Here is a 24,843-nt window from a genome sequence, read left to right as displayed (position 1 = left end):
TCGGCATAACATTTGTCTTTACAAACAGCAGAAAATAAAACTTACGAAAAATGAAGAGAATTTTATTATTGGCCATATTAGCAGGCGGAGTAGTAACGGGTGGAATGGCGCAGTCCAAAGCTAACCTGGGAAGTCTGGGAAAGAACGATCCCAAGGCGAAAGTGATCCTGGACGGTGTAAGCAAGAAATTTTCACAGTTGAAATCGGTGGTGGCCAATTTTGTATTGAAAATAGAAGGAGCTAACAATAGCGTAACAGATTCTAAAAAAGGCACCGTTTATATGAAAGGTGCTAAATATAAAGTGAACCTGGACGGCCAGGAGATCATCAGCGATAACAAAACCTCCTGGACATACGCAAAAGATGCTAATGAGGTAACAATCAATAATGTAGATCCTAACAGCTCTTCCCTGTCGCCGGCTAAGCTGTTCACCAATTTCTACGATAAAGACTATCTGTACCGCCTGGATGGAGAGACTACAGAAAAAGGTAAGGTGCTGCAGAACATCGAAATGACGCCTACAGACAAATCCAAGAACGTATTTAAGGTGATCGTGTCTATCGACAAAAAGAACCAGAATATCTCAAAAATGAGGGTTTTTGAAAAGAACGGCAATCACTATACATACGAGATCACCAGTTTTACACCCAATTCAAACGTGTCAGACGCTACTTTCAGCTTCGATCCTAAGAAGTATCCCGGTGTAGAAGTGGTAGATCTCCGCTAAAGATAATGATGGGTCTTCGCAACCGAAGACAAAGAAAAGCCTGGCTATTTTTGGCCGGGCTTTTTCCATTTTATTATTACCTTTGGCAAGTTTAAATTAAAATTAAGCAATATGGCATACGACGTAATCGTAATTGGTAGTGGCCCTGGTGGATATGTGGCTGCTATCCGTGCTTCTCAGCTGGGATTTAAGACGGCAATCGTTGAAAGAGAGAGCCTGGGCGGTATTTGTTTGAACTGGGGCTGTATTCCCACTAAAGCATTACTGAAGTCTGCACAGGTTCTGGAATATATACAGCACGCCAAGACTTACGGAATCAATGTAGGCGAAGGTAGTGCTGATTTTGACGCAGTGATCAAGCGTAGTCGTGGTGTAGCCGATAAGATGAGCAAGGGCGTACAGTTCCTGATGAAGAAAAACAAGATCGAAGTGTTGATGGGTACGGCTAAGGTGAAATCCAAGAGCCAGGTAGAAGTGACTGATAAAGAGGGTAAAACTGCCGTACACGAAGCAAAATATATCATTCTGGCAACAGGTGCACGTTCCCGTGAACTGCCTAATCTGAAAATAGATGGTAAAAAGGTAATTGGCTACCGCGAAGCAATGGTACTGCCAAAACAGCCTAAATCCATGATCGTTGTAGGTTCCGGCGCTATCGGCGTTGAATTTGCCTACTTCTACGCAACCCTGGGCACTAAAGTGACCATCGTTGAGTTCATGCCGCGTATCGTTCCGGTTGAAGATGAGGATATCTCTAAAGAACTGGAAAAGATCTACAAGAAGAAAGGTATTGAGATCATGACCAACGCTTCCGTTGAAGCTGTTGAAGCTGCAGGTGAAGGCGTAAAAGCTAAGGTAAAGACTGCAACCGGTGAGATCTTCCTGGAAGCAGACGTAGTACTGAGCGCTGTTGGTATCGCTGCCAACATCGAGAACCTGGGTCTGGAAGCGCTGGGCGTTAAGACCGACAAAGGTAAAGTACTGGTTGACAAATACTACCAGACCAACGTTCCGGGCGTTTACGCTATCGGTGACATGGTACCTGGTCAGGCGCTGGCGCACGTTGCTTCTAAAGAAGGTATCGTCTGCGTGGAAGCGATTGCTTACAATGAGAAGAAATACGCTCATAAACCAGCACCTATCGACTACATGAACATTCCTGGCTGTACTTATTGCGCTCCGGAAATTGCATCTGTAGGTTATACTGAGAAAGCTGCAAAAGAAGCTGGCTACGAAGTGAAAGTGGGTAAATTCCCATTCTCTGCTTCCGGTAAAGCTACTGCTGCCAGCGCTCCGGAAGGTTTCATTAAAGTGATCTTCGACGCTAAATACGGCGAATGGCTGGGTACGCACATGATCGGTGCTAACGTTACCGAAATAATCGCACAGACGGTGACTGCCCGCACACTGGAAACTACTTACCAGGAAGTGCTGAACTCTATCCATCCGCATCCGACAATGAGCGAGTCTGTAAAAGACGCGATCGAGGTTGCTTATGGCGAGGCAATCCACCTGTAATAATTAATTTCTCTATAATAGAAAGCCCTTCTGCTTTGCAGGAGGGCTTTTTGTTGCGATAGCATTTATGGATGTGCACAGGGGCTGTAGTTCTTCCAGACTTCCTGCTTAGCCAATCTACGACATTACAGCACGCAATAAGATAAATGTATGTCCATAAATACAACGATCCACAAACCAGGAAGCCCTACATTACAGCACGCAGTGAAATAACAGGCAGTTTCGTGATCCTTCACACTTTTCTGCATATATATCCCAGCCTTTAGTGCGTCAATCCCTGTTCTTTAAATTCCATTTAACTTTTATTTTCTGAGTATCATGGAAAGTTGTAATATTGATACCGAGCAACTGAAATCTAAACGATAAAAGTCAAGCACTAAAAGTCGAAAATCTACAACCGGGCACACCCGGTGTTACCCGAGTAATCAAAGCATTGAAAATCCAGCAATGACGCGGTAAATCGCGAGTCGCCGCATGTCTTGCAGTTACAAAAATGAACGCATGAGTTAGCAAATTTATCTGTCAGGTTAGCTATATCTACTGATGAACAATGTACGTATTCCATAACGCTACAGGGAATAGTCTATTGACATTTGCCTTCAGTTTCCCGGGAGATGATCCATCCTGGCGGTATGCAGCGCACCCACTGCAGGCCGGCCATCGATAATTGTCAGCCCTCCGGCACTGAACAACATGTTCATGGCAGCCACATTTATCATCAGCTGATCAGCTAATAATATCTTCATTTTATCGAAACCCAAATCTTACAATGTATGCGTAAACACACATTAACGGCCCTCTTTTGCCTGATGGCAGGAGCAAGCGCCTGCATCGTTTCCTGTAGAAAAGAAAGCGCACCCGCTAAAAGTACCAATGAAGCCGGTGTCTCCCAGACAACACTTGATCAGATCAGTGCCCTCGGATTCAGCACAGCTGATGTACGTAAAGTAAATGGTGGCTATCTTGTAGAAGGCGACATCTTACTGAGCGAAAACGACCTTACTACAAAGGTGAACAGCCCTATCTTACGTACTGCCAAAGAAGAGCAATACCGTACCAACAACCTGGTAACCGGTTTACCCCGTGTGATCACCATTAAGGTATCCAACCTGGGAACCGCCTTCATCGCAGGTACAGACACAGCAATTGCGCGTTACAACAGGCTTGGACTGACCCTCACTTTCAGGCGTATTACCAGCGGTACCGCTAATATCACTATCTCTGGCTTCAACGAAGGCCCAAGTGGTGGCTACATCACATTGGGATCTTCCGGTTTCCCTACCAGCAGTGGTAATCCTTACAGATCTATTCAGATGAATACCAACTCAGCGGCATATGGTTCTAATCCAAATGTACTGTATGTGGGATCTGTAATACAGCACGAAATCGGTCACTGTATTGGTTTCCGTCACACAGATTACTTTGACCGTTCACTCAGTTGTGGTGGCAGCGCCGTTAACGAAGGCTCTGCAGGTGTCGGCGCTATCCTGATCCCTGGCACACCAAGCGGTTTCAGTTCTAATTCCTGGATGCTGGCTTGCTCCAATGGTGGTAACCGCACCTTCAATTCCAACGACATTGTTGCATTGAACTATCTGTATTAATTCCGCAATCAGGACACTGGCATATAGACCGGAACATTGACATATGTTTAGCCATTTGGACATTGCACGCTGAACAACTGAGACTGTTATCAGCTAAACGGAAAGTCGTGCAGCTGGTGTAAATCCGGAATGCTGATATATTCTCTTGGCAAACCGGTACTGCTTTCAGAAGAAAGAGGGGGCGCAATGTCAGATCATTGAATGTATGTCATGCAAAACATCGCATGCTTAGTATAACCTGGTGCATGAGCACAATCTGTAAAAATATCAAAATATTAAAACGTTATGCGTAAGCACGTACTAGGCGCCTTTGCTTGCTTGCTGGCAGGCACACTGATGGTATCCTGTAAAAAGGACGCTGTAAAATCGACAACTGCATCAGAGATCTCCGATGAAACGAAGGCGAAGATCTATGCCCTGGGATTTGGCACTGATAATGTCAGAAAAGTAGCGGGAGGTTATCTCGTGGAAAATGATATCGTGTTGACTGAAGAAAACCTGAATACAAAGGTCAACAGCCCTATTTTGAGGGTTGCAGAAAGCGAACAGTATCGCACTACCAATCTGGTAGCTGTATCAGGTACACGTAACATTACGGTGCTGGTAAGCGGTCTTGGATCTGCTTATATAGCGGGTACCGATACGGCTATTGCCCGTTATAACAGGGCGAATCTGAATATCACTTTCACCCGCATTACCAGTGGTACGGCCGATATCACTATCCAGGGTTTCTCCCAGGGACCAAGTGGTGGTTTTATCACCCTGGGCTCTTCAGGCTTCCCGACAGCAGCAGGCAATCCGTATAATACGATCCTGATGAACACACACCGGCAGGCATACGGAACAAATCCGAATGTACTGTACGTAGGTTCTGTGATCCAGCATGAGATCGGCCACTGTATCGGTTTCCGTCACACAGACTACGACACGCGTGTGAGCTGTGGTCAGAATGTGAACGAAGGTGATGCCGGTTATGGCGCTATCTATATTCCTGGAACACCAACAGGATTTGACGCCAACTCCTGGATGCTGGCCTGCTCCAACGGCGGCGATCGTACATTCAATGCAAACGACCTTATCGCACTTAACTATTTGTATTAACTCATAAGATCCCTTATTAGCTGATGCATGAGCAAAGATGATAGCCTATAGCAGCAGATCATCGGTCATCCGGTGTCATCGTCATCGAACCTCAGATGCTGCTGCCGTGACCACTATCATCAAAAAAAAGCCAGAGACCTAGCTTTCCGCTATCTGTCTCTGGCTTTTGTTATTAAAACCCTAAGAGTTATAATTACTATAGTAACGCTTGTTCCGCTTTACCTTCTACAGGGAACAACATTAGTCTGTCTCCGTTGTATCTCTTTCCCTATCTCTCTATTCTGCTTTACATTCATATACCACGGAGCTGCACCTATCTACATTTTTCAGCCCTTTCCTATAGGAGATGAACCCATTCCAGAAGCCTTTAAACAAGCCACTACCGCCTGTTTTGTATTTCTCACTCAGCAGGCTCACATAGAATCCGTCAAACACCATCGGATGTTTGCGTACGATGCGGATCTTATGTTGTTTCAGCAGGACTTCCATAGAGGAAGGGGAGAAGTGGTAAAGATGGCGTGGTACATCGTATGCAGCCCAGAAGGATTGATAATGTTCTGCATCAGGGGATGTATAGTTAGGCACTGCGATGATGAGAGATCCTTCCGGTTTCAGCAGGGTACGGATCTGTCTCAAGTAGTCATGCAGGGAATGTACATGTTCAAGAACATGCCACATGGTGATGGCATCGAACTGTTGTACCGGAAGGGAGAACAGTTCAGAGGAGGGCAGTGGCTCAATATTATAAAGCGTTTTGGCATTATTCCTGGCTATTTCGTCGGGTTCCAGGCCGGTAACCTGCCAGCCAAGTTGTTTCATATAATGGAGGAAGGCGCCGGTGCCGCAACCTATATCGAGCAGGGTTCCTTGTTTCAGTCCTGTCGCTGCTTTAACCCAGTTCTGTTTGGATCGCATGGTGATCTTTCTCACGCTATGGTACAAGCGGTTGATAAGCCCTTTACGGGTTTCAGAATGCGAGATATAGTCCTGTGATTGATAGTAACGGCCTATTTCAGCAGGGCCTGGAACATGCTGGGTGAACCTTCCGCTGCAATGCCCGCAATGATAGATATCAAATGATTCGCCCGACACAGTATAATCCTTGGCAGTCAGTACCTTGTGTATATTGCCAGCCCCACACATCGGGCAGGCGTTATAATAAATAGAAGACATGGCCTAAAAATACAATACAATTACGAATTACGGATGACCAAATAAGAATTGCCTTAAAGCGCCTCCTGTCAATAGTCATCCCAGGAGTGATTGATTAAATCCCCTTATATTCTCCCCACACCTTCCGCAAGGTATCCGCAATCTCCCCCAGTGTACAGTAGCTCTCCACGGCCTCCACTACAATCGGCATAAGATTTTCCGTCGTCTGCGCCGCAGTCTCCAGTCGCTGCAACAACGCCGCTACAGCAGCATTATCCCGTTTGGCCCGCAAGGCCTGCAGCCGCTCCGTTTGCACCTGCCTGATACTATCATCGATCCTGAACACCTCTGTCGCTACATCTTCGCGCACCGTGAATTTATTCACCCCTACAATGATCTTCTCACCATTCTCAATTTCCTGCTGATAACGATAGGCGCTCCTCGCAATCTCATCCTGCATAAATCCTTGTTCAATGGCACTGACAGCGCCTCCCATCACATCTATTTTGCCGATCAGCTCCCAGGCACGGGACTCTACTTCATTTGTCAGCGCCTCCACATAGTAAGACCCCGCCAGCGGATCTACGGTATCTGCAATACCGCTTTCATATCCCACGATCTGCTGTGTACGTAAGGCAATCCGCGCGGCTGCTTCAGTAGGAAGTGACAGCGCCTCGTCATAACCATTGGTATGCAGCGACTGCGTACCGCCCAGCGTTGCGGCCAATGTCTGTACCGTTACCCGCACGATGTTGTTGTGCGGCTGCTGGGCAGTCAGTGTACTACCGCCTGTCTGCGTATGGAAGCGCATCATCTGCGCCTTCGGATCGGTCGCTCCCATGTCTTTGGTGATATGCGCCCACATCCGGCGTGCTGCGCGGAATTTAGCCACTTCCTCGAAGAGATGGTTATGCGCGTTAAAGAAGAAAGAAAGGCGGCGGGCAAAGACGTTTATATCCAGCCCTTTGTCCAGCGCTGCCTTTAAGTACGCCTTACCGTTAGCCAGCGTAAATGCCAGCTCCTGTACCGCATTAGCGCCTGCTTCACGGATGTGATATCCTGAGATGGATATGGTATTCCATTTAGGTACCGAGTGACTGCAATAATCAAAGATATCGGTAATAAGCCGCATAGAAGGCTTGGGAGGATAGATGAAGGTACCACGGGCCGCATATTCCTTGAGAATATCATTCTGAATAGTACCTGATATCTTTTTCAGATCGGCGCCCTGTTTTTTGGCCAGGGCAATATACAGGGCAAGTAAGATAAAACCGGTAGCGTTGATGGTCATGGACGTGGAGATCTCCTCCAGTTTGATGCCTTTGAACAGGCGCTCCATGTCTTCGAGCGAGTCAATAGCTACACCGACTTTCCCCACCTCGCCCTCCGACATTGCATGGTCGGAATCGTACCCGATCTGGGTAGGCAGGTCAAACGCCACACTGAGGCCCATTACTCCTTGTTGCAGTAAGTAGTGATAACGCTCATTAGAAGCTTCTGCCGTGCTGAAACCCGCATACTGCCGCATTGTCCACAGCTTGTCCCGGTACATGGAAGCATGTACGCCCCTTGTAAAAGGAAACTCGCCCGGCAACTCCTGCATCGGCACCGGAGTGGTATATACAGGTGCGATCGTGATACCGGCATCTGTTTTGATACTATCTTTCATAATCTGAATTTCGTGGAATAATGTCGTAGTAAGAGCAATGTTACATAATTATTACGTTATTGCGGTGGAGCACAAAATTGATAATTTGCAAAAAGTTTTTTCTGATAAGCCATGTTTATTTACGCTTTGTTACTACTTACATTCGCCCTGGCTCTGCTAAGTCTTTTCCTGGTCTTTGTTGCTTCCGGCAGGATATTCCGGCATAGCTGGTCCCTGTTTATTCTCGGGCTCTCCCTAGGCCTGTTCATTTATCTCTATGGCACCTGGATCTATCTTACTGTCGATGCTAAATGGGGATTTGGCATCTGCCTGCTGTTAACGCTGTTCCTCGGTTTCTTCCGCAAGAAGAAACATACGCCGGTGCCCCGCGCCTGGCGTTTTATCGGCAATCTGTTCTTTTCAGCATTGTTCTTAACGCTCAGCACCCTGTATTTTACCGGTACTACAGGAAAGGCAAGGGCTATCGACCTGGCTTTCCCGCTGAAGACGGGCCGGTATTTCGTGCTGCAGGGAGGGAAGGGGCTGCCTACAAACCTGTTCCACTACAGCCTGCGCGGCGCAATATATGCCATGGATATCGTGAAGTTAAGACCGGATGGCAGCCGTGCAAAGGCGATATTCAGCCGCCGGCTGGAGGATTATGAAATATTTGGCGATACATTGTACAGTCCCTGCGATGGCCGTATTGCCAGGGCTATCGGGGAAGATCCCGACAACATTCCGCCGGATATGATCAGGGGCCCGCACAATACCAACCAGGTACTGATCGAGACAGCGAATAGCTACGTGTTCCTTGCCCATCTGAAGCAGGGAAGTGTGATCGTAAAAGAAGGAGATGTGGTGAAACAGGGCGATCCCCTGGGATGTGTGGGTAATTCAGGATTCAGCTCAGAACCGCATTTACATATACAGGCACATGTAAAAGTGCCGGGCATTCCCTGGTATCAGTCGCCGCCCCGCTATATTCATTTCAACGGAAGGGGATACCTGCTGTATGAAGTGATAAGGCCGCAGCGGGTAGAGATGGTGAAAAAGTAAGCGGGCAAAAGCTAAGCGGTTAAAATAACCGTTTAGCTTCTGCATTTAATATCTGTGAGGTCAGTTCGGAAGGGGATGTTTCCGCCTGCAGGAATATTTCCAGTATCTGTTTGTTGAGGTCCATTGCCGTAGCATCAGGAGGCAGCTGACTGGCTACCTGGTTGATGATGGTGATGGTCTGCTCTTTCAGTGTTTTTACCGCTTCCCAGGCCATAGGAGACACATAGATCTGCTGCGCAATGTTGTGCTCATATTCCGCTTTGATGGTCTGTACCAGGCCCACCTGCATGTCAACCGCTGTTAATCCCGGCTGGAATATACGTCCGATCAGGTTCTGCAGGTTAATGCGTTCCACTAACAATACCAGGCGCTCATAGGCCTGTAACTGTAATGGCAGGATGCTTTTGTCTGTAGCCGGTTTGGATGTGTTTTCCGCTGGCGCCGGAGCAGGTTCCGGTTTGCGGATCATGTCTTTTAAGGTCATATAAAGGATAGCCAGTACGCCGGCGCCCAGTACGATAAACAGTAACGTGCTATTTGAAATGTTCATTCAGATTGGATATTACAGGTGCAAATATATGGAAATGAATTAATATGCAAGGGTACTGTAAAATAGAAAGCTCCGGTATCGGGGTGATACCGGAGCTATTATTAATGATGATTTAACGCATCAGCTTAGTTGTGCAAATCCTGCTTTCAGGCGCTTCATGCCTTCCTCCAGCTTTGCCATAGATGTAGCGTAGGACAGGCGGATACAGTCAGGCTGCTCGAATGCAGCGCCGGTAACGGTCGATACATTCACCTTATGCAGGAGATACATGCAGATGTCATCTGCATTTTTGATCACCTCGCCTTCGAACGATTTACCGAAGAACGCGCTGACGTTCGGGAACATGTAGAACGCGCCATCCGGCTGGATCAGTTGTAAACCCGGAATGCTGCTGAGCTGTTCAAAGACGAATGCGCGCCTTTTCCTGAACTCATCCACCATGGCATGTGCAGTGGTCAACTCGCCGGTGAGGGCGGTGATGGCTGCGCGTTGTGTGATGGAGCATGTAGCGGAGGTGAACTGGCTCTGGATATTGTCGGCGGCTTTTGCCAGCGCCTTGGGAGCGGCCAGGTAGCCCAGGCGCCATCCGGTCATGGCAAAACCTTTACTGAGACCATTGATGATGATGGTACGTTCCTGCATGCCTTCAAACTGGGCAATGCTTTCATGTTTACCAACATAGTTGATATATTCATAGATCTCGTCGGCCATAACATAGATCTGGGGATGCTTTGCAAAAACATCGGCCAGCGCCTTCAGTTCTTCTTTGCTGTATACGGAACCGGTCGGATTGCAGGGAGAAGAGAACATGAACAGTTTCGTCTTCGGTGTAATAGCCGCTTCCAGCTGGGCCGGTGTGATCTTATATTTGTTTTCAATACTGCAGGGAACAAATACCACTTCTCCCTGGCAGAGTTTCACCAGTTCTGAATAGGTCACCCAGTAGGGAGTAGGGATGATCACTTCATCGCCTGGATTGATAATACTCAGTACTGTATTGGCGATGCTCTGCTTGGCGCCTGTTGATACAACGATCTGCTCGGGCGTGTATTGTAGTCCGTTATCGCGCTGCAACTTATGGACCACGGCCTGACGCAGTTCAAGATAGCCTGCAACAGGCGTATAATGTGTAAAGCCATCATCGATAGCTTTCTTTGCGGCCTCCCTGATATGGGCAGGTGTATCAAAATCAGGTTCTCCTATGCTCAGATCTACAATGTCTATACCCTGGGCTTTCAGCTCACGGCTTAATTTAGCCATCTTAATCGTTTGAGGCTCGGATATCCTCGTTAGCCTTTCGGCGAGTTCCATTTCCTTCATAAACAATAACAGTTTTATAGGGTTAACTGGAGACAAACCTACAATAAATTTGGAAGTGTCATAGTAGAAAAAAAAGAAAGCTATAATGGAGAAACGCGATGTACAGAGATACACTGTAACAAAAAAGCAGCCGGGATCAATTTTATGATTGATCCCGGCTGCCCGGATATCTGGATACGCAATTTTACAGGTTAGTAAAGACTGCGGATATTATTTACGGCTAATTTTCTCTTGTCAGTATAATTCTTGGAACCTACCAGGTATATAGTATATACACTGCCTGAAGAGAAGCTGTAGTTTGGAGAAGAATTTTCTGCCAGCACGGTAGTGGTGCCTGCTTCCTTTATTTTGATATTGTTGGTGAAAACACCTTTGCTCAGCGGTGTGAAAACTGTTCTCAATCCGCCGGTGCCCACGTAGGTACGGTTGCTGTCCACTTTTACATCGTCGATATACAGGTCAACAGCGCCGGTGGTAGGGCTTAAATGGAAGAAACGGATATTCACGGCTGTCTGGGTAGCGCCGGTGAAATCGTCTTTGATACTTCTCATTTGCGGAGCAGTGGAATCACCATAAGCTATCACGGTATTGTATGTCAGGGAATCATACAGGCTGGTTACAGCCACATAGTCGGTAGTCTGACCTGACTTTTTGAAGGCGAAGGTACGGACACCGCCATAAATAGGATATCCGATATAGTAAAAACCAATGGAAAGTGCGCCGTTATTCACCTTGGTAGTGTTATCATAGAAATCCAGGTCACCGCCGGTGAGGATACCATTGATAATTGCTACCGCAGCCCTGTCCCGCTGAGGAGTTACGGTGTCACTTTTTAAGCAGGCGCTGAAGCTGGTTACCACTGTCACAAGGGCCGCTATTGCCCACACGCGAGTTTTTTTAGTTGTCATTTTGCTATCTTTTAGTGCGAATTTGATTTGGTTATAAAAGGTTATTCAAGACGTTTGGTATAATCGAATCTGAATTTCGACAGATCCGGAAGATGTTTTTTCGCGCGTTGTAGTTCATACTCGTAAATGATTTCGCCCAATGCTTTTAAGAATGGCTTCCCTGTTTCTTCGAATTGATAATGTTCATCGTCTAAAATTCCGTCTTTATTTACATATACGGTGGCCGACAACATGAATTCTACATGATGTGTGAAGTCCGCTATATAGGCTACATCTGTCAGGAATCCGTATGCCCAGCCAGGTTTATTGAAACTACGTATGTTCGCATTAATGCTGTTGCCCTCTTTTCCGCCAAATAACAGGAATTTCACGTAATTATGGTGGAATTCGGCTGTATCATAATGGGGATGTGCTGATTCATCCGGTTGAGCAGACATACAGTGATATAAAAACTGGTAATCGCTATCCTTTAAACGGAATCGATGTTTTTTTGTTACAGTTTCCGGAAAAATTATCTGCCGCAATATCCCATGAAGGTCTGCCAGGGGAACCCTGTTCTTCCGGGAGGCGTCCATAGGGCTGTTCACCAGTTCGTTCTTATCATTATAGTAAGCTTTTCCCATCAGGTCATGCCGGGGAGAGAAGGTCAGGCGGCTATAGGCTTCCGGCTGACTGTATATCACCCGGTCCCCCTGCCGGAAGGTGACAGGGTTGGTGTGCCGGTTTTCCTCGGGATCTATTCCCGTAACCCCCACCCGGTGCTTTATCTGTACAGCCGTAAAGCCGTTCTCCCACAATCTCTTATTAAAGGTCTCCTGTCCGATGAACTCATAAAGACGATTATAAGCGTCATTATCGCTTACCAATAATATTTTTTTTATATATTGCCCTACTGAAGGGAGTCCGTTAGCAGCGGTACTGTCAGACAGCACTTCAGGGGTAATGCCCTGCAGGCTGTCGGTGAACATAGGCGTATTCCTGTCCAGGCCCGGAATGTTCAGGTCGTTCAGTTTCTCCAGGGCCAGGGCGCTTGCCGCCAGTTTTACCGTGGAAGCAGGATAGAAATACCGGCCGGTATCCACCCGGTAATAATGATCGGTGAAGTGGGGACGGTTGTCAGCATCCCTGTCTATCTGTGTGTAAATGATCTGTAAACCAAATTCCTGCACTTGCCGGAATACGGGGCCCAGCCTGTCGGCGTGAGCGCTTAAAAGCGTGTCGAGGAAGGAGTCTTTGGCAGGATTGTACCTTGTTCCCATATTTTTATTAGTATTGCAGGCTGCAAAGAATAGCATCAACCAGAGAAAAACAGAACGACGCATAAAATAAAGATTAAATTTTGGCAGGAAAGCAAGGGTTTATGTACTGACAATCAACTGTTTCTACCTTTTTCCTTTTCTACCTCTGAACGGCTTTAATATATCAATTTAAATTCTATCTTTGCAACTCTTAAAAAATTTTTATAAACCCGAAACAATATGCAACTTAAAGGACTGGTTAGATTTTTTGCCGGTGCATTGATCCTTATCTCTGTGTATTATTTGTCGTTCACGTTTTTGGTACGTGGCTACGAGAAGAAAGTAGTTGCGCAAGCCCAGAGTGATATTAGCAAATCATTACCAACTGCTGAACAGAAGTATCCAGGTAATAAAGAGCTGCAGGCTGTTTATTCGGATTCACTGGCAGACCTGGTAAAGGAAAGAAGACAAAGGATTCTGGACAGTACCAGTAACAAAGAAATAGCGGGTTTTCCTTGGTATGTGACTTACGACAAAGCCAAAGAAAAAGAGCTGAACCTGGGGCTTGACCTTCAGGGTGGTATGAACGTCGTACTGGACGTGAGTGTGGAAGATGTGATCCGGTCACTGAGCGGTCATTCACAGGATCCGGCTTTCAATAAAGCCCTGGACCTGGCTGTGCAGCGCAAGAAAACCAGTCAGTCTGATTTCGTTACATTGTTCGGGCAGGCATATGAAGAAGTACAGCCGCAGGGCCGTCTTTCTACCATCTTTGCCAACGCATACCAGAAAGACATTGATTTTAATACAAGCAACAGCAAGGTACTGGATGTGATCCGTCGTGAGGCAGGCGCAGCCATTAAGAATACCTACCTCGTGTTGCAGAAACGTATCGATAAGTTCGGGGTTGCATCTCCTAACATCAGCCTGGATGAGAACAAGGGTATCATCTCTGTGGAACTGGCAGGTGTTGACAATCCTGAGCGTGTGAGAAAATACCTCCAGGCCAGCGCTAACCTGGAATTCCGTGAGGTATACAGGAACGATGAGCAGTTCATCTCTACTATTCTCCAGCCGATGAACGAAGCCATCAAAGCTGCTGTAGGTTCTACCCCTGCAAAAGCTGCTGCTGATACTACCGCTAAACAGGCAGCAGATACTTCCGCTGCTGTAGCAAAAGCTGCAGGCGATACCAGCACTACAGGTAGCCTCTCCGCTATCTTAAATGACTCTGCAAAATCCGGCAAAGCTGACTCACTGAAAACAGATGCTGAGCGCAGGGCTGAACTGGCAAAAGCTGAGCCTTTCTTCAGCATTTTCCTCCCAAGGTATCATCCGCAGCAGGGCGTTGCTTATGGCCCGGTTGTAGGTAATATCCTCCCTTCCGATACTGCTACCTTCAGACGTTACCTCCAGATCCCGTCAGTAAGAAATGTACTGCCTAAAGACCTGGTGTTCGTATACGGTGCTGAAGACAAAGAAAATAAACGTGCGCCGCTGCCGGTTTACGCTATCAAAGTAAATCCGATCAGCCCGGCTCCGCGTGTAGGTGGTGAAAGGATCGTAGATGCAAGACAGGATTACGATCAGAGCGGCCGTCCCGAAATTTCTATGACAATGGACCAGGTTGGCGCCAAAGAATGGAAAAAGCTGACCGGCGAACTGGCTCCTTCTGATCCCAACAATCCTGCTACACTGAATTATGTAGCTGTTGTACTGGATAATATCGTTTACTCTGCTCCATCCATCCAGGGTGAGATCGCAGGTGGCCGTTCTTCTATCTCCGGTAGCTTTACCCTGGAAGAAGCAAACGACCTGGCAAACATCCTGAAATCCGGTAAAATGCCGGCTCCTGCAAAGATCGTTCAGGAGCAGATCGTCGGACCATCACTGGGTCAGGCATCTATCGCAGCCGGTGCTAAATCTTTCATTATCTCCTTCATCGTGATCTTCGTCCTGATGCTGGTGTACTATAACTCCGCTGGTTGGGTAGCAAACATTGCGCTGGTGCTCAACCTGCTGTTCACCTTCGGTATCCTCGCTTCCCTCGGCGCTACGCTGACGATGGCAGGTATCGCCGGTCTGGTACTCACTGTCGGTATGGCCGTAGATACGAACGTAATCATATTCGAGCGTATTAAAGATGAACTGAGCCGCGGTAAGACCTATCAGCAGGCAGTAGAAGACGGTTACAAACGTTCCTACGCACCTGTACTGGATGGTCACATTACCTCCCTGCTCACCGCTATCATCCTGTTCTACTTTGGTCTCGGTCCGGTACTGGGCTTCGCTACCACACAGATCATCGGCTTGCTGCTGTCCCTGTTCTGCGGTATCATGGTTTCCCGTATCGTTACTGACTGGTGGACTAACAAGAAAAGACACTTCGAATACTTTACCCCGATCTCTAAAAAGATCTTCAAACACGCTTCCTTCGACTTCGTAGGAAAGAGAAAATACGCTTATATCATATCATTCGTTATGATCGCATTAGGCGCATCCTCTTTCTTCCACGGTTTCCGTCACGGTGTTGACTTCGATGGTGGTCGTAACTTCACCGTTCGTTTTGAGCAGCCGGTAAAATCTGAAGAAGTACAGGATGTACTGGGTAAAGAATTTGGTAGCGAACCTTATGTTAAGACAATCGGTACCAGCAACCAGCTCAGCATCACTACCAACTATAAAATCGAAGAGCAGAACGAAGCTGTAGATAAAGAAGTAACACAGAAACTGTTCAATGGTCTGAAGAAATACTATGAGCCAGGACTGACTTACGAAGCATTCGCTTCTCCAAGGTTCATCGTAGCTTCACAGACAGTATCTCCGACTATTTCTGACGACTTGCGTGCAGGCGCCGTGAAAGCGACCATCCTGTCCCTGGTTGTGATCTTCCTGTACATCCTGCTGCGTTTCAGCAAATGGCAATATTCAATCGGTACTATCTTCTCCCTGCTGCACGACGTGATGGTAACACTGGCAGTATTCTCTTACTGCCGCGATATCGTTCCGTTCCCACTGGAAGTTGACCAGCACTTCATCGCTGCGATCCTGACCGTGATCGGTTTCTCCATGAACGATACCGTGATCGTGTTCGACCGTATCCGTGAATACTTCCGCACAGGTGTAATGAAAGGTGCAAGCAGAGACCAGGTGATCAACAAAGCCATCAACGATACGCTGAGCCGCACCGTAATGACTTCCCTGACCGTGTTCCTGACCATCCTGATCCTGTTCATCTTCGGTGGTGAAGTAACCCGTGGTTTCGCCTTCGCGATGCTGATCGGTGTGGTTACCGGTACTTACTCTTCCATCTTCGTGGCGGCTCCGGTACTGGTAGACTTCGACAAGAAGAACCAGCTGGCTAACGAAAGCGAAGTAGTTCCTGTAAAAGAAACAGCTGCTCCGGCTACAGCGAAAAAATAAGTGTTCAACTAAAATGTTTGATAATTAAAAGCCCTTCGGTACAACCGAGGGGCTTTTTTCATGTAGTTATCCCTACAAATCCTCTGCCCCTCCACCGATCCCCCTGAAACCGCAGCACATCCCCACAACCAACCACCAAACTCCCGGAAATCGGACCGCCAATTACATCCCGTTACGTCCTATTCCCCTTTTTGAAAAGCTATGAGTCTATCGTTTCTAAAATCAGGCCGCCCAACCCTCCGCCAATCCCGCCACACCTCATTATTTCCCCTTTTTGGACTTTATACGGCGCTATCCTTAATTAACAGCTACAGGTGCATCCAAATGAATGAAACCTCGAAATCCGGGCTTTAAATAGCTCCTGATAGGGTCGGATAGGACTTCAGGTTAGAAATGAACGTCATGAAAATGCCAGCATCCTTTATCGAGCTTCCGGGGGCTTTCTATAGGCTCGGAATGAACTTACCTAAAGAGCATCAAAAGTAGCTTTAAAGGGTATTTAAAGGGTATCTATATATCCGTTCGATATTGAAGTGACCTTTTAGTACTATTTCAGTACCTGATATGAAAGTTTATCCGTAACTTAAGGGAACGAAACAGTAAACCTGTAATTTATAACCCTCAAAATCCTTTTTTATGGCCATTGTTAACAATATCCTTCTGCAGCATGTACGGGGCACCCTCGGCAAACATCTCACGATCTACGAACGGAATGGGCAGGTCATTATGGCGACCAAACGCGGTCCATCAAAGAAAAAGCCTACACAAAAACAGTTAGCAGCCAGGGAGAAGATGAGCATTGCTTCGGCACGTGCGCGGGTAATGCTGGACAATCCGGAGATCAAAGCCTATTATGAGTCGCTGGCAGGGCCAGGACAAAATGCCTATAATATGGCAGTGAAGGATGCTTACCGCAGTCCCGAGATCCAGAATATCAGGATAGAAAATGAGGAGGTAGTAGTGACCGCCCAAAATGAGTTCCGTGTAGCAAAAGTGGAGGTAAAGGTAGTAGACGCTGATGGTGTTGTTACAGCGAGCGGGCCGGCAGTTATGGGCTGGAATGGAGTAGACTGGCGTTATAAAGCAGCTTCGTTGCCTCCAGGCGGCAGAATCATCGTAGCGGCGGATAATTTGCCAGGGTATCGAACGGTGAAGGAATTGCTGCTTACATAAGAACGTCTTCACTTTTTAATCATGGCTGCTTTTCGGCCGGGGAAGTGTTGCCTGCATATCCCGAATATGCCTCAATTTGCCAGCCGGCGCCTATTGTGACTGGTGTTGTTCCCTCTTTTAAAGCGGGTAGGCGTAGCCTTGCCCCCAGGTTTTACCACTAGAGGTTTTACAGAAAAAGAGGAAATGCGCTTGCAACAGCAAAGCAATCCAGTTACAAAGCTTTAAAATGGAACATTGTAAAAAAAGGTGCTATCAGACCGGTAGAGGCTGCTAGTCTTTCGTTAGCAGTTTAATGAGCTTGTCATCCGGCTCACCATTGTCGTCAATGATGCCGAAACTGCCCTTATAGTCCCAGATAGTCCAGGCGATACGGTTCTTTTCCAGGACTTTTCTGACATCGCGGTACCAGCGGAGCCTGTCTTTGCGGCTGACGGTGTTCAGGCAGCCCCATTCCCCGCAATAAAGCGGTAATTTAAGTTTCTGTGCCACTTTTACCGCGGTCAGGACCTGCTGCTCAATAACATCGGCATCATACTCCTCCGAACTGCCTGCCAGCAGGTTCCGGATGGTAGCCGGCTGCTGGGCAATCTCTTTTGAGGTAATGGTGGCGCCGGGGTAATGTACAGGACCGCTATAGTCCTTATGGGCCGTCCAGCTGGCCTTATAATGGGTGAAATAGAAGGGATTGTAATAGTGAAAACTCAGTATCAGGCGATTATCTCCCGCAGGTACCTTTAACTGCGGAAAAGTGCTGAAAGACTGATAATGGTTACTGCCAATGACGATGACCCGTTTAGGCTCCAGCTCCCGGATCAGCGCCACGCCGCGCGCCAGCAGGTCATTCCACTGGGAGGCACTGTCGGCCACAGGCTCGTTCAGCAGTTCATAGGCCACGAGGTTGGAAGGGTATTTTTTCAGTTCAGCACTCAGCTCGCGCCAGCATTGCAGGAAACGCTCCTGGGCGGCAGATTCATCCCAAAGAGCCCTGCTCTTGGAATTGAAATGATGACTGCGGAGAATATGCATGTCCACTATCGCCCGCAGGTGGTATTGTTTACACCAGCCGATCGCTTTATGTAAAAGTGCAAAAGCATCTTTGTATTTCTCTTCCCGGTAGTCCCAGAGCTCAGATTCCTCGACCGGGATGCGGATATGGTCAAAACCTTTATCTGCCAGCAGGGCTACGTCTTTTTCAGTGAAATAGTCGGCCTGTGCTACACCATGACGGCCACCGGACTGCGATAGCCAGTGACTGATGTTTACGCCGCGTTGAATGTTAAATCCCTCAGGCATCCTGGGTGCGTCCTGTGCAACAATGGCAGAAGGCGCAGCCAGCATGAGGATGAGTAATGTGGCAACAAATGGTTTGTAGATATTTAACATAGCGCAAATATTCGAAAATTAGTGTACAAGTTCAAAAGCCTTCGCCGGAAGGGAGGCGTTTACCAGGCCGAAAGGCATGATTGTTAGCTGAACAGGAATGCCACATCTTCTTCCGTCAGCTTCTTCACGAAACCAGTGTCTTCACTGATCAGGTCATCGGCAATCATTTTTTTCCGCTCCTGCAGGGCCAGGATCTTTTCTTCCACACTATCTTTACAGATCATCTTGTACGCAAAGACCTTATTCTGCTGCCCGATACGGTGTGTACGGTCAATAGCCTGCTGCTCTGCCGCGGGGTTCCACCAGGGGTCCACCAGATACACATAATCGGCGGCGGTCAGCGTTAGTCCCACACCACCGGCCTTCAGGCTGATAAGGAAGACCCTTACGTTTTCGTCTTCCTGGAACTGGTTCACGAGCTGCTGCCGGTGTTCCGCTTTGGTGCTGCCGTCCAGGTAGAAGAAGGGGAGACCTTCGCTTTCCATGGACTTCGCAATGAGCTGCAACATACCGGTAAATTGTGAGAATACCAGTACTTTATGTGCCCCGGTGTTCTCGCTGATCTCCCGCATCAGCTCGTCCAGCTTGACAGAGCTGGTCACGTGTGCTTCTTCTGCTACCAGCTGGGGCGCATTACATACCTGTCGCAGGCGGGTCAGGCCTTCGAGCACATAGATGGTACTGGCGGCCATTCCTTCCTCATTGATGCGCGCCATGAGCTTTTCCTTGTACATATCGCGGATGCGGTTATACGACTTCCGCTGTTCCTCGCCCATTTCACACCACATGATGATCTCGGTCTTATCCGGCAAATCCTGTGCAATTTGTTCCTTCGTACGGCGCAGCAGGAAGGGATAGATGAGTTTGCGCAGGCGGCCCGCCTTTTCGGCATCGGCATATTTGTCAATAGGCATGGCAAATTCCGAGCGGAAAAAGGCCTGGTTGCCCAGCAGGCCCGGATTGGCAAAGTTCATCTGTGCATAAAGGTCCATGGTATTGTTCTGGATGGGGGTACCGCTCAGTATCAGGCGGTTGCGGCTTTGTAATACCTGCAGGGCCTTCGTGGTCTGAGAGGAAGGGTTCTTGATCACCTGGCTTTCGTCCAGCACTACATACCCGAAGATGTGTGTGGTGAAAACGGCAGTATCACTCCGCACGGTACCATAGCTGGTGATGACCAGCTGTTGCTGTTTCCAGTAGGCGGCGTCGTACTGCCTGTTGCCGCCGTGGTACACGGTGTAGCGCAGGCCGGGGGCAAATTTTTGCAGTTCGGCCTGCCAGTTATAGATCAGAGAGGTGGGGCACACAACGAGGTGCGTCTCCCCGGGATATTTCTCACAAAGATGTTGCAGGAAAGTGATGGTCTGGAGGGTCTTACCAAGACCCATATCATCCGCCAGGCATCCACCCCAGCGCATGGCGTCGAGTAGGCACATCCACTCAAAGCCTGCCTGCTGGTAACTGCGTAGTTGCGCCTGTATAGCTGCGGGAACGGGGAAGTGTTCGGCCGATTTAGCCTGCAGGCGCTGTAATTGCTCCACGGCGTTTTCCTTTACGACAGTACCCTGCGCTTCCAGCATCTCCTGGGCCACGGTAAAGTGCAGCCTTGACAGTTTCAGTTTGTCTTTGCTGACCTGTCCCAGTTTCCAGAGCAGGTCATACTTGTGCAGCCATTCGTCGGGAATAACACCGATGGTACCGTCTTTCAGCAGGAGGTGCGGCTGCCGGTGCAGTAAGGCTTTCTGAATATCTGTCAGTGCTACAGGGATATCGCCATAGCGGACGTCTATCTCCAGGTCGAAACTGTCTTTATCGTCACCGTGCCAGCGCACGTCCATGACAGGTACGTTGGTGTTGTACCTGAAATGCTGCAACTGGTCCATGCCATATACGCCAATGTTCCGGTCTGTCAGTTTATGGTAACATTTCACCAGCCACTGACCCTTCTCTGCGTCAGCAAAAGGAAGATAGAAGTAACCATTCCGTTGCTGGGCGAAGCGGGGATGCAATCCGCGGATGAAGGCGATCAGTTCTTTTTCGGCCTCCATATGGCGCCTGATCTCGTACTGGATGTCGCCTTCCGCTTTCAGGACAACCGGTTCACCGGTATCCTCTATGCTGAAGTTCCCGTACTGCCACTGTGGCGTCAGTACGAGGAAGGCTTTATTCAGTTCACTCAGCCAGATATTACATTCCGGTGGGATATCGATGATCTCTTTCTGCAGGAGGATGCTTTTATCGACGCTGTACTGCTGACTGAGGGCCGGCAGGGTATGTTCGATGAAGGTGGCTTCCTCCTGTGCCGGGATATCGATAAATCCGCCGGGAAATTGCTCCAGCGTGGTAGCCGCAGCAGGAGGGAGGATGAAGAGTTCCCCGCGGCTGCGGAGCACAAACCCGTAATGTTCAAAATCGGAGAGCGGGAAAGCCTGTCCGTTGATGGTGACCAGCGCGGCCACCCTCAATATGCCTGTGGGCGTACGCCGCAGTTCAAAAGAGAGTACCGGCGGGAAGTTGTTCACCGTTGCAGGGCGTGTATGTTTCATCAGCATACTGTCGTCCGTGATCATGGTATACCAGGGTAATACCGGTGTCAGGGGGCGCAGTTGCTGAAGTGTGTGATAGAGGTATTGCTGCATGCCCTCCTGTATGAATTGTTGCAGGGTCTGGGATTTCACGGGATTGTCGCGAAATTTCTCTTTGAGTTGCAGCTCTTTATAGACCATGGCTTCCTGCGTGCAGGGCTGCAACAGGTGTTGTACACCGGCAGGCAGGGTATTGAAGATGGACAATGACTTTTTATCGTTCAGGGGCATGCGCTGGCAGGTACGGCCGCCGGCGTCTTCTTTCAGGATGCCGGCGCTGATCTTCACCGGGGTAGGGTGATTGGACTGTAATTCCAGCAGCAATACAGGCATTGCTTTATACTTATTGTTATTGCCTTGTGTGATGGTTTTCCCCATGTAATAATATGGTTATAGTTGATCGGGTTAATTGTCTGCAGCCAGCTGCAGCAGTGTGTTATGCAATGCCAGCACCTGGGGGATGACCATTTCCTGTTCATCATTGCGGATCACATAATCGCACAGTTTCATCTTGATATTATCATCGATCTGCTTGTACATCCGTGCCAGCACGTCATTGCGGCTCACGTTATCCCGCTTCATGACGCGCAGTATGCGCAGTGGCTGGGGAGCGGATACGCCGATACATTTATCCAGGTACTGAAAGGATCCGGATTCAAAAAGGAGCGCCGCTTCTTTCAGCACATAGGGCGCTGTTTGCCGGTCGGCCCATTCGTCACTGTGACGAATGGTGGCGGGATGCACGAGGGAATTGAGCAGCTCCAGTTTATCCTTGTCGTTAAAAACGATCTTGCCCAATGCGGCCCTGTCAAGCACATTGTTGCTGTCGTAGATATGCCCGCCGAAATGTTCCTTTACCTGCCGGATCAGCAGTTCGTCTGTCTGCATGATCGTTTTGGCAGCATCGTCTGCATAATAGACAGGGACGCCTAATATGGCGAAGATCCTGGCCACGGTGCTTTTTCCCGAGCCTATACCGCCTGTAATACCAACTTTTAACATAGGTCCAAATTCCAAAAAAAATCCCAAACTCCGTCAGGAATTTGGGATGCGCTATCCGGAAGACAGCAATTATTTCGCAGGTGTTGCAGCAGCTTTCTGTTGAGCAGTAGTGTACTCCATGCTTATAGCAGAACGCTCGATAGTCAGGTAAGTACCAGCGCTCACCTCAATTTTGAGCGTGCCGTCTTCGTTGATCTTCTTCACAGTACCATGGATACCTGCGATAGTAACGATTTTGTCGCCTTCACGCAGATTGCTGATGAAGTCTTTCTGCATTTTTGCTTTCTTGGTCTGAGGGCGGATCATAAATAACCACATCACCAGGATCATACCGCCAATAAATATGAACTGGAAGCCGCCGCCGCCTTGCGCGCCAGCTGCACCACCACCCATCAGTAAAACGTTCAGCATGTTAGTGTACATCGTAATTAAGTTGTATTTGTTGTTTAGTTGTTCTTGTTTCTATTGTCCCGCAATATTAATACCGGTATTTCTGATGGTCCGTCGGCTTATTTCTGCTTCAGGATGGTACACTGGATCTTTGGTCCCTGCACCTGTTCCGGTTTTGTATTGGCTCTGATAATAATTTCCTTTTCGGTATATCCTTCCTTACCTGCGCTGTTGAAAACCACTTTCATATAGCTGCTTTGTCCCGGTTTGATAGGCTCTTTAGGCCAGTCCGGCACGGTGCATCCGCAGCTGGAGGTAGCGTCTGTGATGAGCAGGTCCCTGTCGCCCGTGTTGGTGAATTTGAAATCATATTCCACTTTTTCGCCTTCGGTGATGTTACCGAAGTTGTGGACCATTTCTTCAAAGGCGATCACAGGTGTACCTTTCACTGAATCTGCAGTAGCGGCTGCCGCTGTTTCGTGGCCAGCGGTTTTGCCGGTATTTGCCGAATTACAGGCGCCTGCCACAAGGCTTCCGGCTATCAGGTAAAAGAATATTTTTCTCATATTATTATTGGGTTCGGCCCAAAAATAGCTATTTTTTTGTACGGTCTACCTTCTTTATCAGATTCGCCTGGTCCAGGTCTTTCAGTATATTGTCCAGGATACCATTCACAAACTGTCCGCTCTGCGGGGTGCTGTATGCCTTGGCCAGGTCAATGTACTCGTTGATTGTCACCTTGGTAGGGATGGTAGGGAAGTAGAGGAACTCGCATACGCCCATCTCCATCAGCAACATATCCACTGCGGCGATACGCTCAGGGTCCCAGTTCTGTAATTTCGGCTTTATAAGCTCCAGGCAGTATTCCTTCTTATCCAGTACGGTAAGCAGCAGTTCGCGCGCATATTCCAGTTTCTCCCTGCTGATCAGCTGGAGGAAGTTGAAGAGGTGCGGCTTGTGCATGTAGTTGGCCACCAGGAGGTCCATCATCTCAGCATCGTCGCCCCAGTGCAGGAAATTATCTTCCATGTGCTGGATGAACAGTTCGTTTTTGGAGAGGATCTCTTTGTAGAGATACTCCATGATCTCCTTTTCGCTGGTTTTGGTGCGGGCCGGATCTTTTATATAAAGCTGATAAATATCGGTGGCTGTCAGCGTATTATAGAGTTTACGCATCAGGTCTGGCTCAGGAAGATGCTTGAGCTTCCATTGTTCCAGGTTTACCTGAAAGCCTTTGTCGTTGATTATCTGGAATATGAATTCATTTCCGGCGATCTTGGTATTTACCTGCAGGTCGGCTGCTGAGGGAAGATGTTTGGAGGCCCGTGTCTGTGCGTCAATTTCTGCATACTGTGCTACCTGTGTGAGGCAGTATAACAGGTATGTAAAGATCTGACTGGTCTGGTCCAGTTTCTCGTTCAGTAAACTGGTAGCCGTGCCCGGCTTAACGGTGCCCTGTTCCATCGTTTCCAGGGCATAGAGGGTCTGCATGACCTTCACCCGGATATTTCTTCTGCTAATCATCTTATAATCAAGAACTGTATGAGGGCGCAAAGCTAGGGGAAAAAAGGGGAATTAGGAATTCTTAATTACTAATTCCTATCTTACGGCAGATTCTGTCAGGTTTTTGCTGAAAAAATGGCATTTTTGTCAGTGCCCCCGGCAGGGCTATCCACGGATGACTGAAAATTTGACTATCAAAATGCATTGGCACAATTATCGAGGTGCCAAGTCACAATAAATCTTCATCTTACCTTTTTAAAAAGTATAATTATATGGCAAAAGATTTAAGTATTAAACCCTTAGCTGACAGGGTGATCGTGAAACCCGCAGCCGCAGAAGAAAAAACAGCTGGTGGTATCATCATCCCTGATACTGCAAAAGAAAAACCACAAAGAGGTACGGTAGTAGCTGCCGGTCCTGGTAAGAAAGATGAGCCGGTGACTGTAAAAGTAGGCGATACTGTACTATATGGTAAATACTCCGGTACAGAGATCAGCATTGAAGGCGGCGATTACTTAATCATGCGTGAGTCTGACATTTTAGCTATTGTTTAATCAA

At 48.1% G+C, this 24,843-nt stretch carries 21 protein-coding genes; 8 read left to right on the top strand and 13 right to left on the bottom strand.

From position 1 onward, the window contains the following. Positions 1-50: 50 nt before the first annotated feature. Together MYF79_RS27155 and lpdA are read left to right on the top strand one after the other, a co-directional pair. Positions 51-728 (top strand): LolA family protein, encoded by a 678-nt coding sequence (locus MYF79_RS27155; protein WP_247811020.1) that lies wholly within the window; start codon positions 51-53, stop codon positions 726-728. A 111-nt stretch (positions 729-839) separates the two neighbouring features. Continuing rightward, a complete protein-coding gene (gene lpdA, locus MYF79_RS27150) occupies positions 840-2,246 on the top strand; it encodes a dihydrolipoyl dehydrogenase (RefSeq protein WP_247811019.1) in 1,407 nt (468 codons plus the stop codon). A 599-nt stretch (positions 2,247-2,845) separates the two neighbouring features. Here the strand turns inward: lpdA and MYF79_RS27145 are convergent. Then, positions 2,846-2,992, bottom strand: coding sequence for a hypothetical protein (locus tag MYF79_RS27145; protein ID WP_247811018.1), 147 nt, complete (start codon positions 2,990-2,992; stop codon positions 2,846-2,848). A gap of 27 nt (positions 2,993-3,019) precedes the next feature. On the opposite strand from MYF79_RS27145, the gene MYF79_RS27140 reads away from it, so the two are divergent. Together MYF79_RS27140 and MYF79_RS27135 are read left to right on the top strand one after the other, a co-directional pair. Continuing rightward, positions 3,020-3,850, top strand: a complete 831-nt coding sequence (locus tag MYF79_RS27140; protein ID WP_247811017.1) for a M57 family metalloprotease — start codon at positions 3,020-3,022, stop codon at positions 3,848-3,850. A gap of 285 nt (positions 3,851-4,135) precedes the next feature. Next, entirely contained in the window at positions 4,136-4,951 is an 816-nt protein-coding gene (locus tag MYF79_RS27135) for a M57 family metalloprotease (RefSeq protein ID WP_247811016.1), read from the top strand. A gap of 276 nt (positions 4,952-5,227) precedes the next feature. Here MYF79_RS27135 and MYF79_RS27130 read toward each other — a convergent pair whose 3' ends face one another. Both MYF79_RS27130 and MYF79_RS27125 read right to left on the bottom strand, forming a co-directional pair. Further along, positions 5,228-6,124 carry a class I SAM-dependent methyltransferase gene (locus MYF79_RS27130; RefSeq protein WP_247811015.1) on the bottom strand — a complete coding sequence of 299 codons (897 nt, stop codon included), beginning with the start codon at positions 6,122-6,124 and terminating at the stop codon, positions 5,228-5,230. 94 nt (positions 6,125-6,218) lie between these two features. Then, positions 6,219-7,772, bottom strand: coding sequence for a methylmalonyl-CoA mutase (locus MYF79_RS27125; protein ID WP_247811014.1), 1,554 nt, complete (start codon positions 7,770-7,772; stop codon positions 6,219-6,221). A gap of 111 nt (positions 7,773-7,883) precedes the next feature. Here MYF79_RS27125 and MYF79_RS27120 point away from each other — a divergent pair, with 111 nt between their 5' ends. Next, a complete protein-coding gene (locus tag MYF79_RS27120; protein ID WP_247811013.1) occupies positions 7,884-8,810 on the top strand; it encodes a M23 family metallopeptidase in 927 nt (308 codons plus the stop codon). Positions 8,811-8,829: 19 nt separating this feature from the next. Here MYF79_RS27120 and MYF79_RS27115 read toward each other — a convergent pair whose 3' ends face one another. The 4 genes from MYF79_RS27115 to MYF79_RS27100 form a co-directional block, all read right to left on the bottom strand. Then, positions 8,830-9,360, bottom strand: coding sequence for a hypothetical protein (locus MYF79_RS27115; protein WP_247811012.1), 531 nt, complete (start codon positions 9,358-9,360; stop codon positions 8,830-8,832). A gap of 120 nt (positions 9,361-9,480) precedes the next feature. Beyond that, positions 9,481-10,620: a pyridoxal phosphate-dependent aminotransferase gene (locus MYF79_RS27110; RefSeq protein ID WP_247811011.1), complete on the bottom strand. Its 1,140-nt coding sequence runs from the start codon at positions 10,618-10,620 to the stop codon at positions 9,481-9,483. Between the two features lie 251 nt (positions 10,621-10,871). Continuing rightward, positions 10,872-11,588, bottom strand: a complete 717-nt coding sequence (locus MYF79_RS27105; RefSeq protein WP_247811010.1) for a DUF4397 domain-containing protein — start codon at positions 11,586-11,588, stop codon at positions 10,872-10,874. 41 nt (positions 11,589-11,629) lie between these two features. Further along, positions 11,630-12,910 carry a serine hydrolase gene (locus MYF79_RS27100; protein WP_247811009.1) on the bottom strand — a complete coding sequence of 427 codons (1,281 nt, stop codon included), beginning with the start codon at positions 12,908-12,910 and terminating at the stop codon, positions 11,630-11,632. Between the two features lie 156 nt (positions 12,911-13,066). Between MYF79_RS27100 and secDF the strand changes: the two genes are divergently transcribed. Both secDF and MYF79_RS27090 read left to right on the top strand, forming a co-directional pair. Then, positions 13,067-16,249, top strand: coding sequence for a protein translocase subunit SecDF (gene secDF, locus MYF79_RS27095; RefSeq protein WP_247811008.1), 3,183 nt, complete (start codon positions 13,067-13,069; stop codon positions 16,247-16,249). 636 nt (positions 16,250-16,885) lie between these two features. Next, complete coding sequence (locus MYF79_RS27090) at positions 16,886-17,422, top strand: hypothetical protein (RefSeq protein ID WP_247811007.1); 537 nt, start codon at positions 16,886-16,888, stop codon at positions 17,420-17,422. Between the two features lie 270 nt (positions 17,423-17,692). On the opposite strand, the gene MYF79_RS27085 is transcribed toward MYF79_RS27090, so the two are convergent. The 6 genes from MYF79_RS27085 to nusB form a co-directional block, all read right to left on the bottom strand. Continuing rightward, a complete protein-coding gene (locus tag MYF79_RS27085; protein ID WP_247811006.1) occupies positions 17,693-18,805 on the bottom strand; it encodes a glycoside hydrolase family 5 protein in 1,113 nt (370 codons plus the stop codon). An 83-nt stretch (positions 18,806-18,888) separates the two neighbouring features. Then, a complete protein-coding gene (locus MYF79_RS27080) occupies positions 18,889-21,768 on the bottom strand; it encodes a DEAD/DEAH box helicase (protein ID WP_247811005.1) in 2,880 nt (959 codons plus the stop codon). Between the two features lie 27 nt (positions 21,769-21,795). Continuing rightward, a complete protein-coding gene (coaE, locus tag MYF79_RS27075; RefSeq protein ID WP_247811004.1) occupies positions 21,796-22,392 on the bottom strand; it encodes a dephospho-CoA kinase in 597 nt (198 codons plus the stop codon). A 69-nt stretch (positions 22,393-22,461) separates the two neighbouring features. After that, positions 22,462-22,815 (bottom strand): preprotein translocase subunit YajC, encoded by a 354-nt coding sequence (gene yajC / locus MYF79_RS27070; RefSeq protein ID WP_199652546.1) that lies wholly within the window; start codon positions 22,813-22,815, stop codon positions 22,462-22,464. A gap of 86 nt (positions 22,816-22,901) precedes the next feature. Continuing rightward, positions 22,902-23,348, bottom strand: a complete 447-nt coding sequence (locus MYF79_RS27065; RefSeq protein ID WP_247811003.1) for a DUF1573 domain-containing protein — start codon at positions 23,346-23,348, stop codon at positions 22,902-22,904. Positions 23,349-23,376: 28 nt separating this feature from the next. Next, positions 23,377-24,306 carry a transcription antitermination factor NusB gene (gene nusB, locus MYF79_RS27060; protein WP_247811002.1) on the bottom strand — a complete coding sequence of 310 codons (930 nt, stop codon included), beginning with the start codon at positions 24,304-24,306 and terminating at the stop codon, positions 23,377-23,379. Between the two features lie 251 nt (positions 24,307-24,557). Between nusB and groES the strand changes: the two genes are divergently transcribed. Beyond that, positions 24,558-24,839, top strand: a complete 282-nt coding sequence (groES, locus tag MYF79_RS27055; RefSeq protein WP_072356767.1) for a co-chaperone GroES — start codon at positions 24,558-24,560, stop codon at positions 24,837-24,839. The last annotated feature ends 4 nt before the right edge of the window (positions 24,840-24,843 follow it).

Origin of the sequence: Chitinophaga filiformis, assembly GCF_023100805.1 — a bacterium.
GTDB classification, from domain to species: Bacteria; Bacteroidota; Bacteroidia; order Chitinophagales; family Chitinophagaceae; genus Chitinophaga; species Chitinophaga filiformis_B.
Note: the sequence above shows the minus strand (reverse complement) of the source record. Positions and strands in the feature narration are given on the sequence as shown.

Coding starts and splice junctions, on each gene's coding strand:
- yajC (WP_199652546.1), bottom strand. CDS start 22,815: ATGTACACTAACATGCTGAACGTTTTACTGATGGGTGGTGGTGCAGCT.
- MYF79_RS27155 (WP_247811020.1), top strand. CDS start 51: ATGAAGAGAATTTTATTATTGGCCATATTAGCAGGCGGAGTAGTAACG.
- MYF79_RS27130 (WP_247811015.1), bottom strand. CDS start 6,124: ATGTCTTCTATTTATTATAACGCCTGCCCGATGTGTGGGGCTGGCAAT.
- MYF79_RS27065 (WP_247811003.1), bottom strand. CDS start 23,348: ATGAGAAAAATATTCTTTTACCTGATAGCCGGAAGCCTTGTGGCAGGC.
- MYF79_RS27100 (WP_247811009.1), bottom strand. CDS start 12,910: ATGCGTCGTTCTGTTTTTCTCTGGTTGATGCTATTCTTTGCAGCCTGC.
- MYF79_RS27140 (WP_247811017.1), top strand. CDS start 3,020: ATGCGTAAACACACATTAACGGCCCTCTTTTGCCTGATGGCAGGAGCA.
- MYF79_RS27115 (WP_247811012.1), bottom strand. CDS start 9,360: ATGAACATTTCAAATAGCACGTTACTGTTTATCGTACTGGGCGCCGGC.
- lpdA (WP_247811019.1), top strand. CDS start 840: ATGGCATACGACGTAATCGTAATTGGTAGTGGCCCTGGTGGATATGTG.
- secDF (WP_247811008.1), top strand. CDS start 13,067: ATGCAACTTAAAGGACTGGTTAGATTTTTTGCCGGTGCATTGATCCTT.
- MYF79_RS27090 (WP_247811007.1), top strand. CDS start 16,886: ATGGCCATTGTTAACAATATCCTTCTGCAGCATGTACGGGGCACCCTC.
- coaE (WP_247811004.1), bottom strand. CDS start 22,392: ATGTTAAAAGTTGGTATTACAGGCGGTATAGGCTCGGGAAAAAGCACC.
- MYF79_RS27135 (WP_247811016.1), top strand. CDS start 4,136: ATGCGTAAGCACGTACTAGGCGCCTTTGCTTGCTTGCTGGCAGGCACA.
- nusB (WP_247811002.1), bottom strand. CDS start 24,306: ATGATTAGCAGAAGAAATATCCGGGTGAAGGTCATGCAGACCCTCTAT.
- MYF79_RS27105 (WP_247811010.1), bottom strand. CDS start 11,588: ATGACAACTAAAAAAACTCGCGTGTGGGCAATAGCGGCCCTTGTGACA.
- MYF79_RS27080 (WP_247811005.1), bottom strand. CDS start 21,768: ATGGGGAAAACCATCACACAAGGCAATAACAATAAGTATAAAGCAATG.
- MYF79_RS27120 (WP_247811013.1), top strand. CDS start 7,884: ATGTTTATTTACGCTTTGTTACTACTTACATTCGCCCTGGCTCTGCTA.
- groES (WP_072356767.1), top strand. CDS start 24,558: ATGGCAAAAGATTTAAGTATTAAACCCTTAGCTGACAGGGTGATCGTG.
- MYF79_RS27145 (WP_247811018.1), bottom strand. CDS start 2,992: ATGAAGATATTATTAGCTGATCAGCTGATGATAAATGTGGCTGCCATG.
- MYF79_RS27125 (WP_247811014.1), bottom strand. CDS start 7,772: ATGAAAGATAGTATCAAAACAGATGCCGGTATCACGATCGCACCTGTA.
- MYF79_RS27110 (WP_247811011.1), bottom strand. CDS start 10,620: ATGGCTAAATTAAGCCGTGAGCTGAAAGCCCAGGGTATAGACATTGTA.
- MYF79_RS27085 (WP_247811006.1), bottom strand. CDS start 18,805: ATGTTAAATATCTACAAACCATTTGTTGCCACATTACTCATCCTCATG.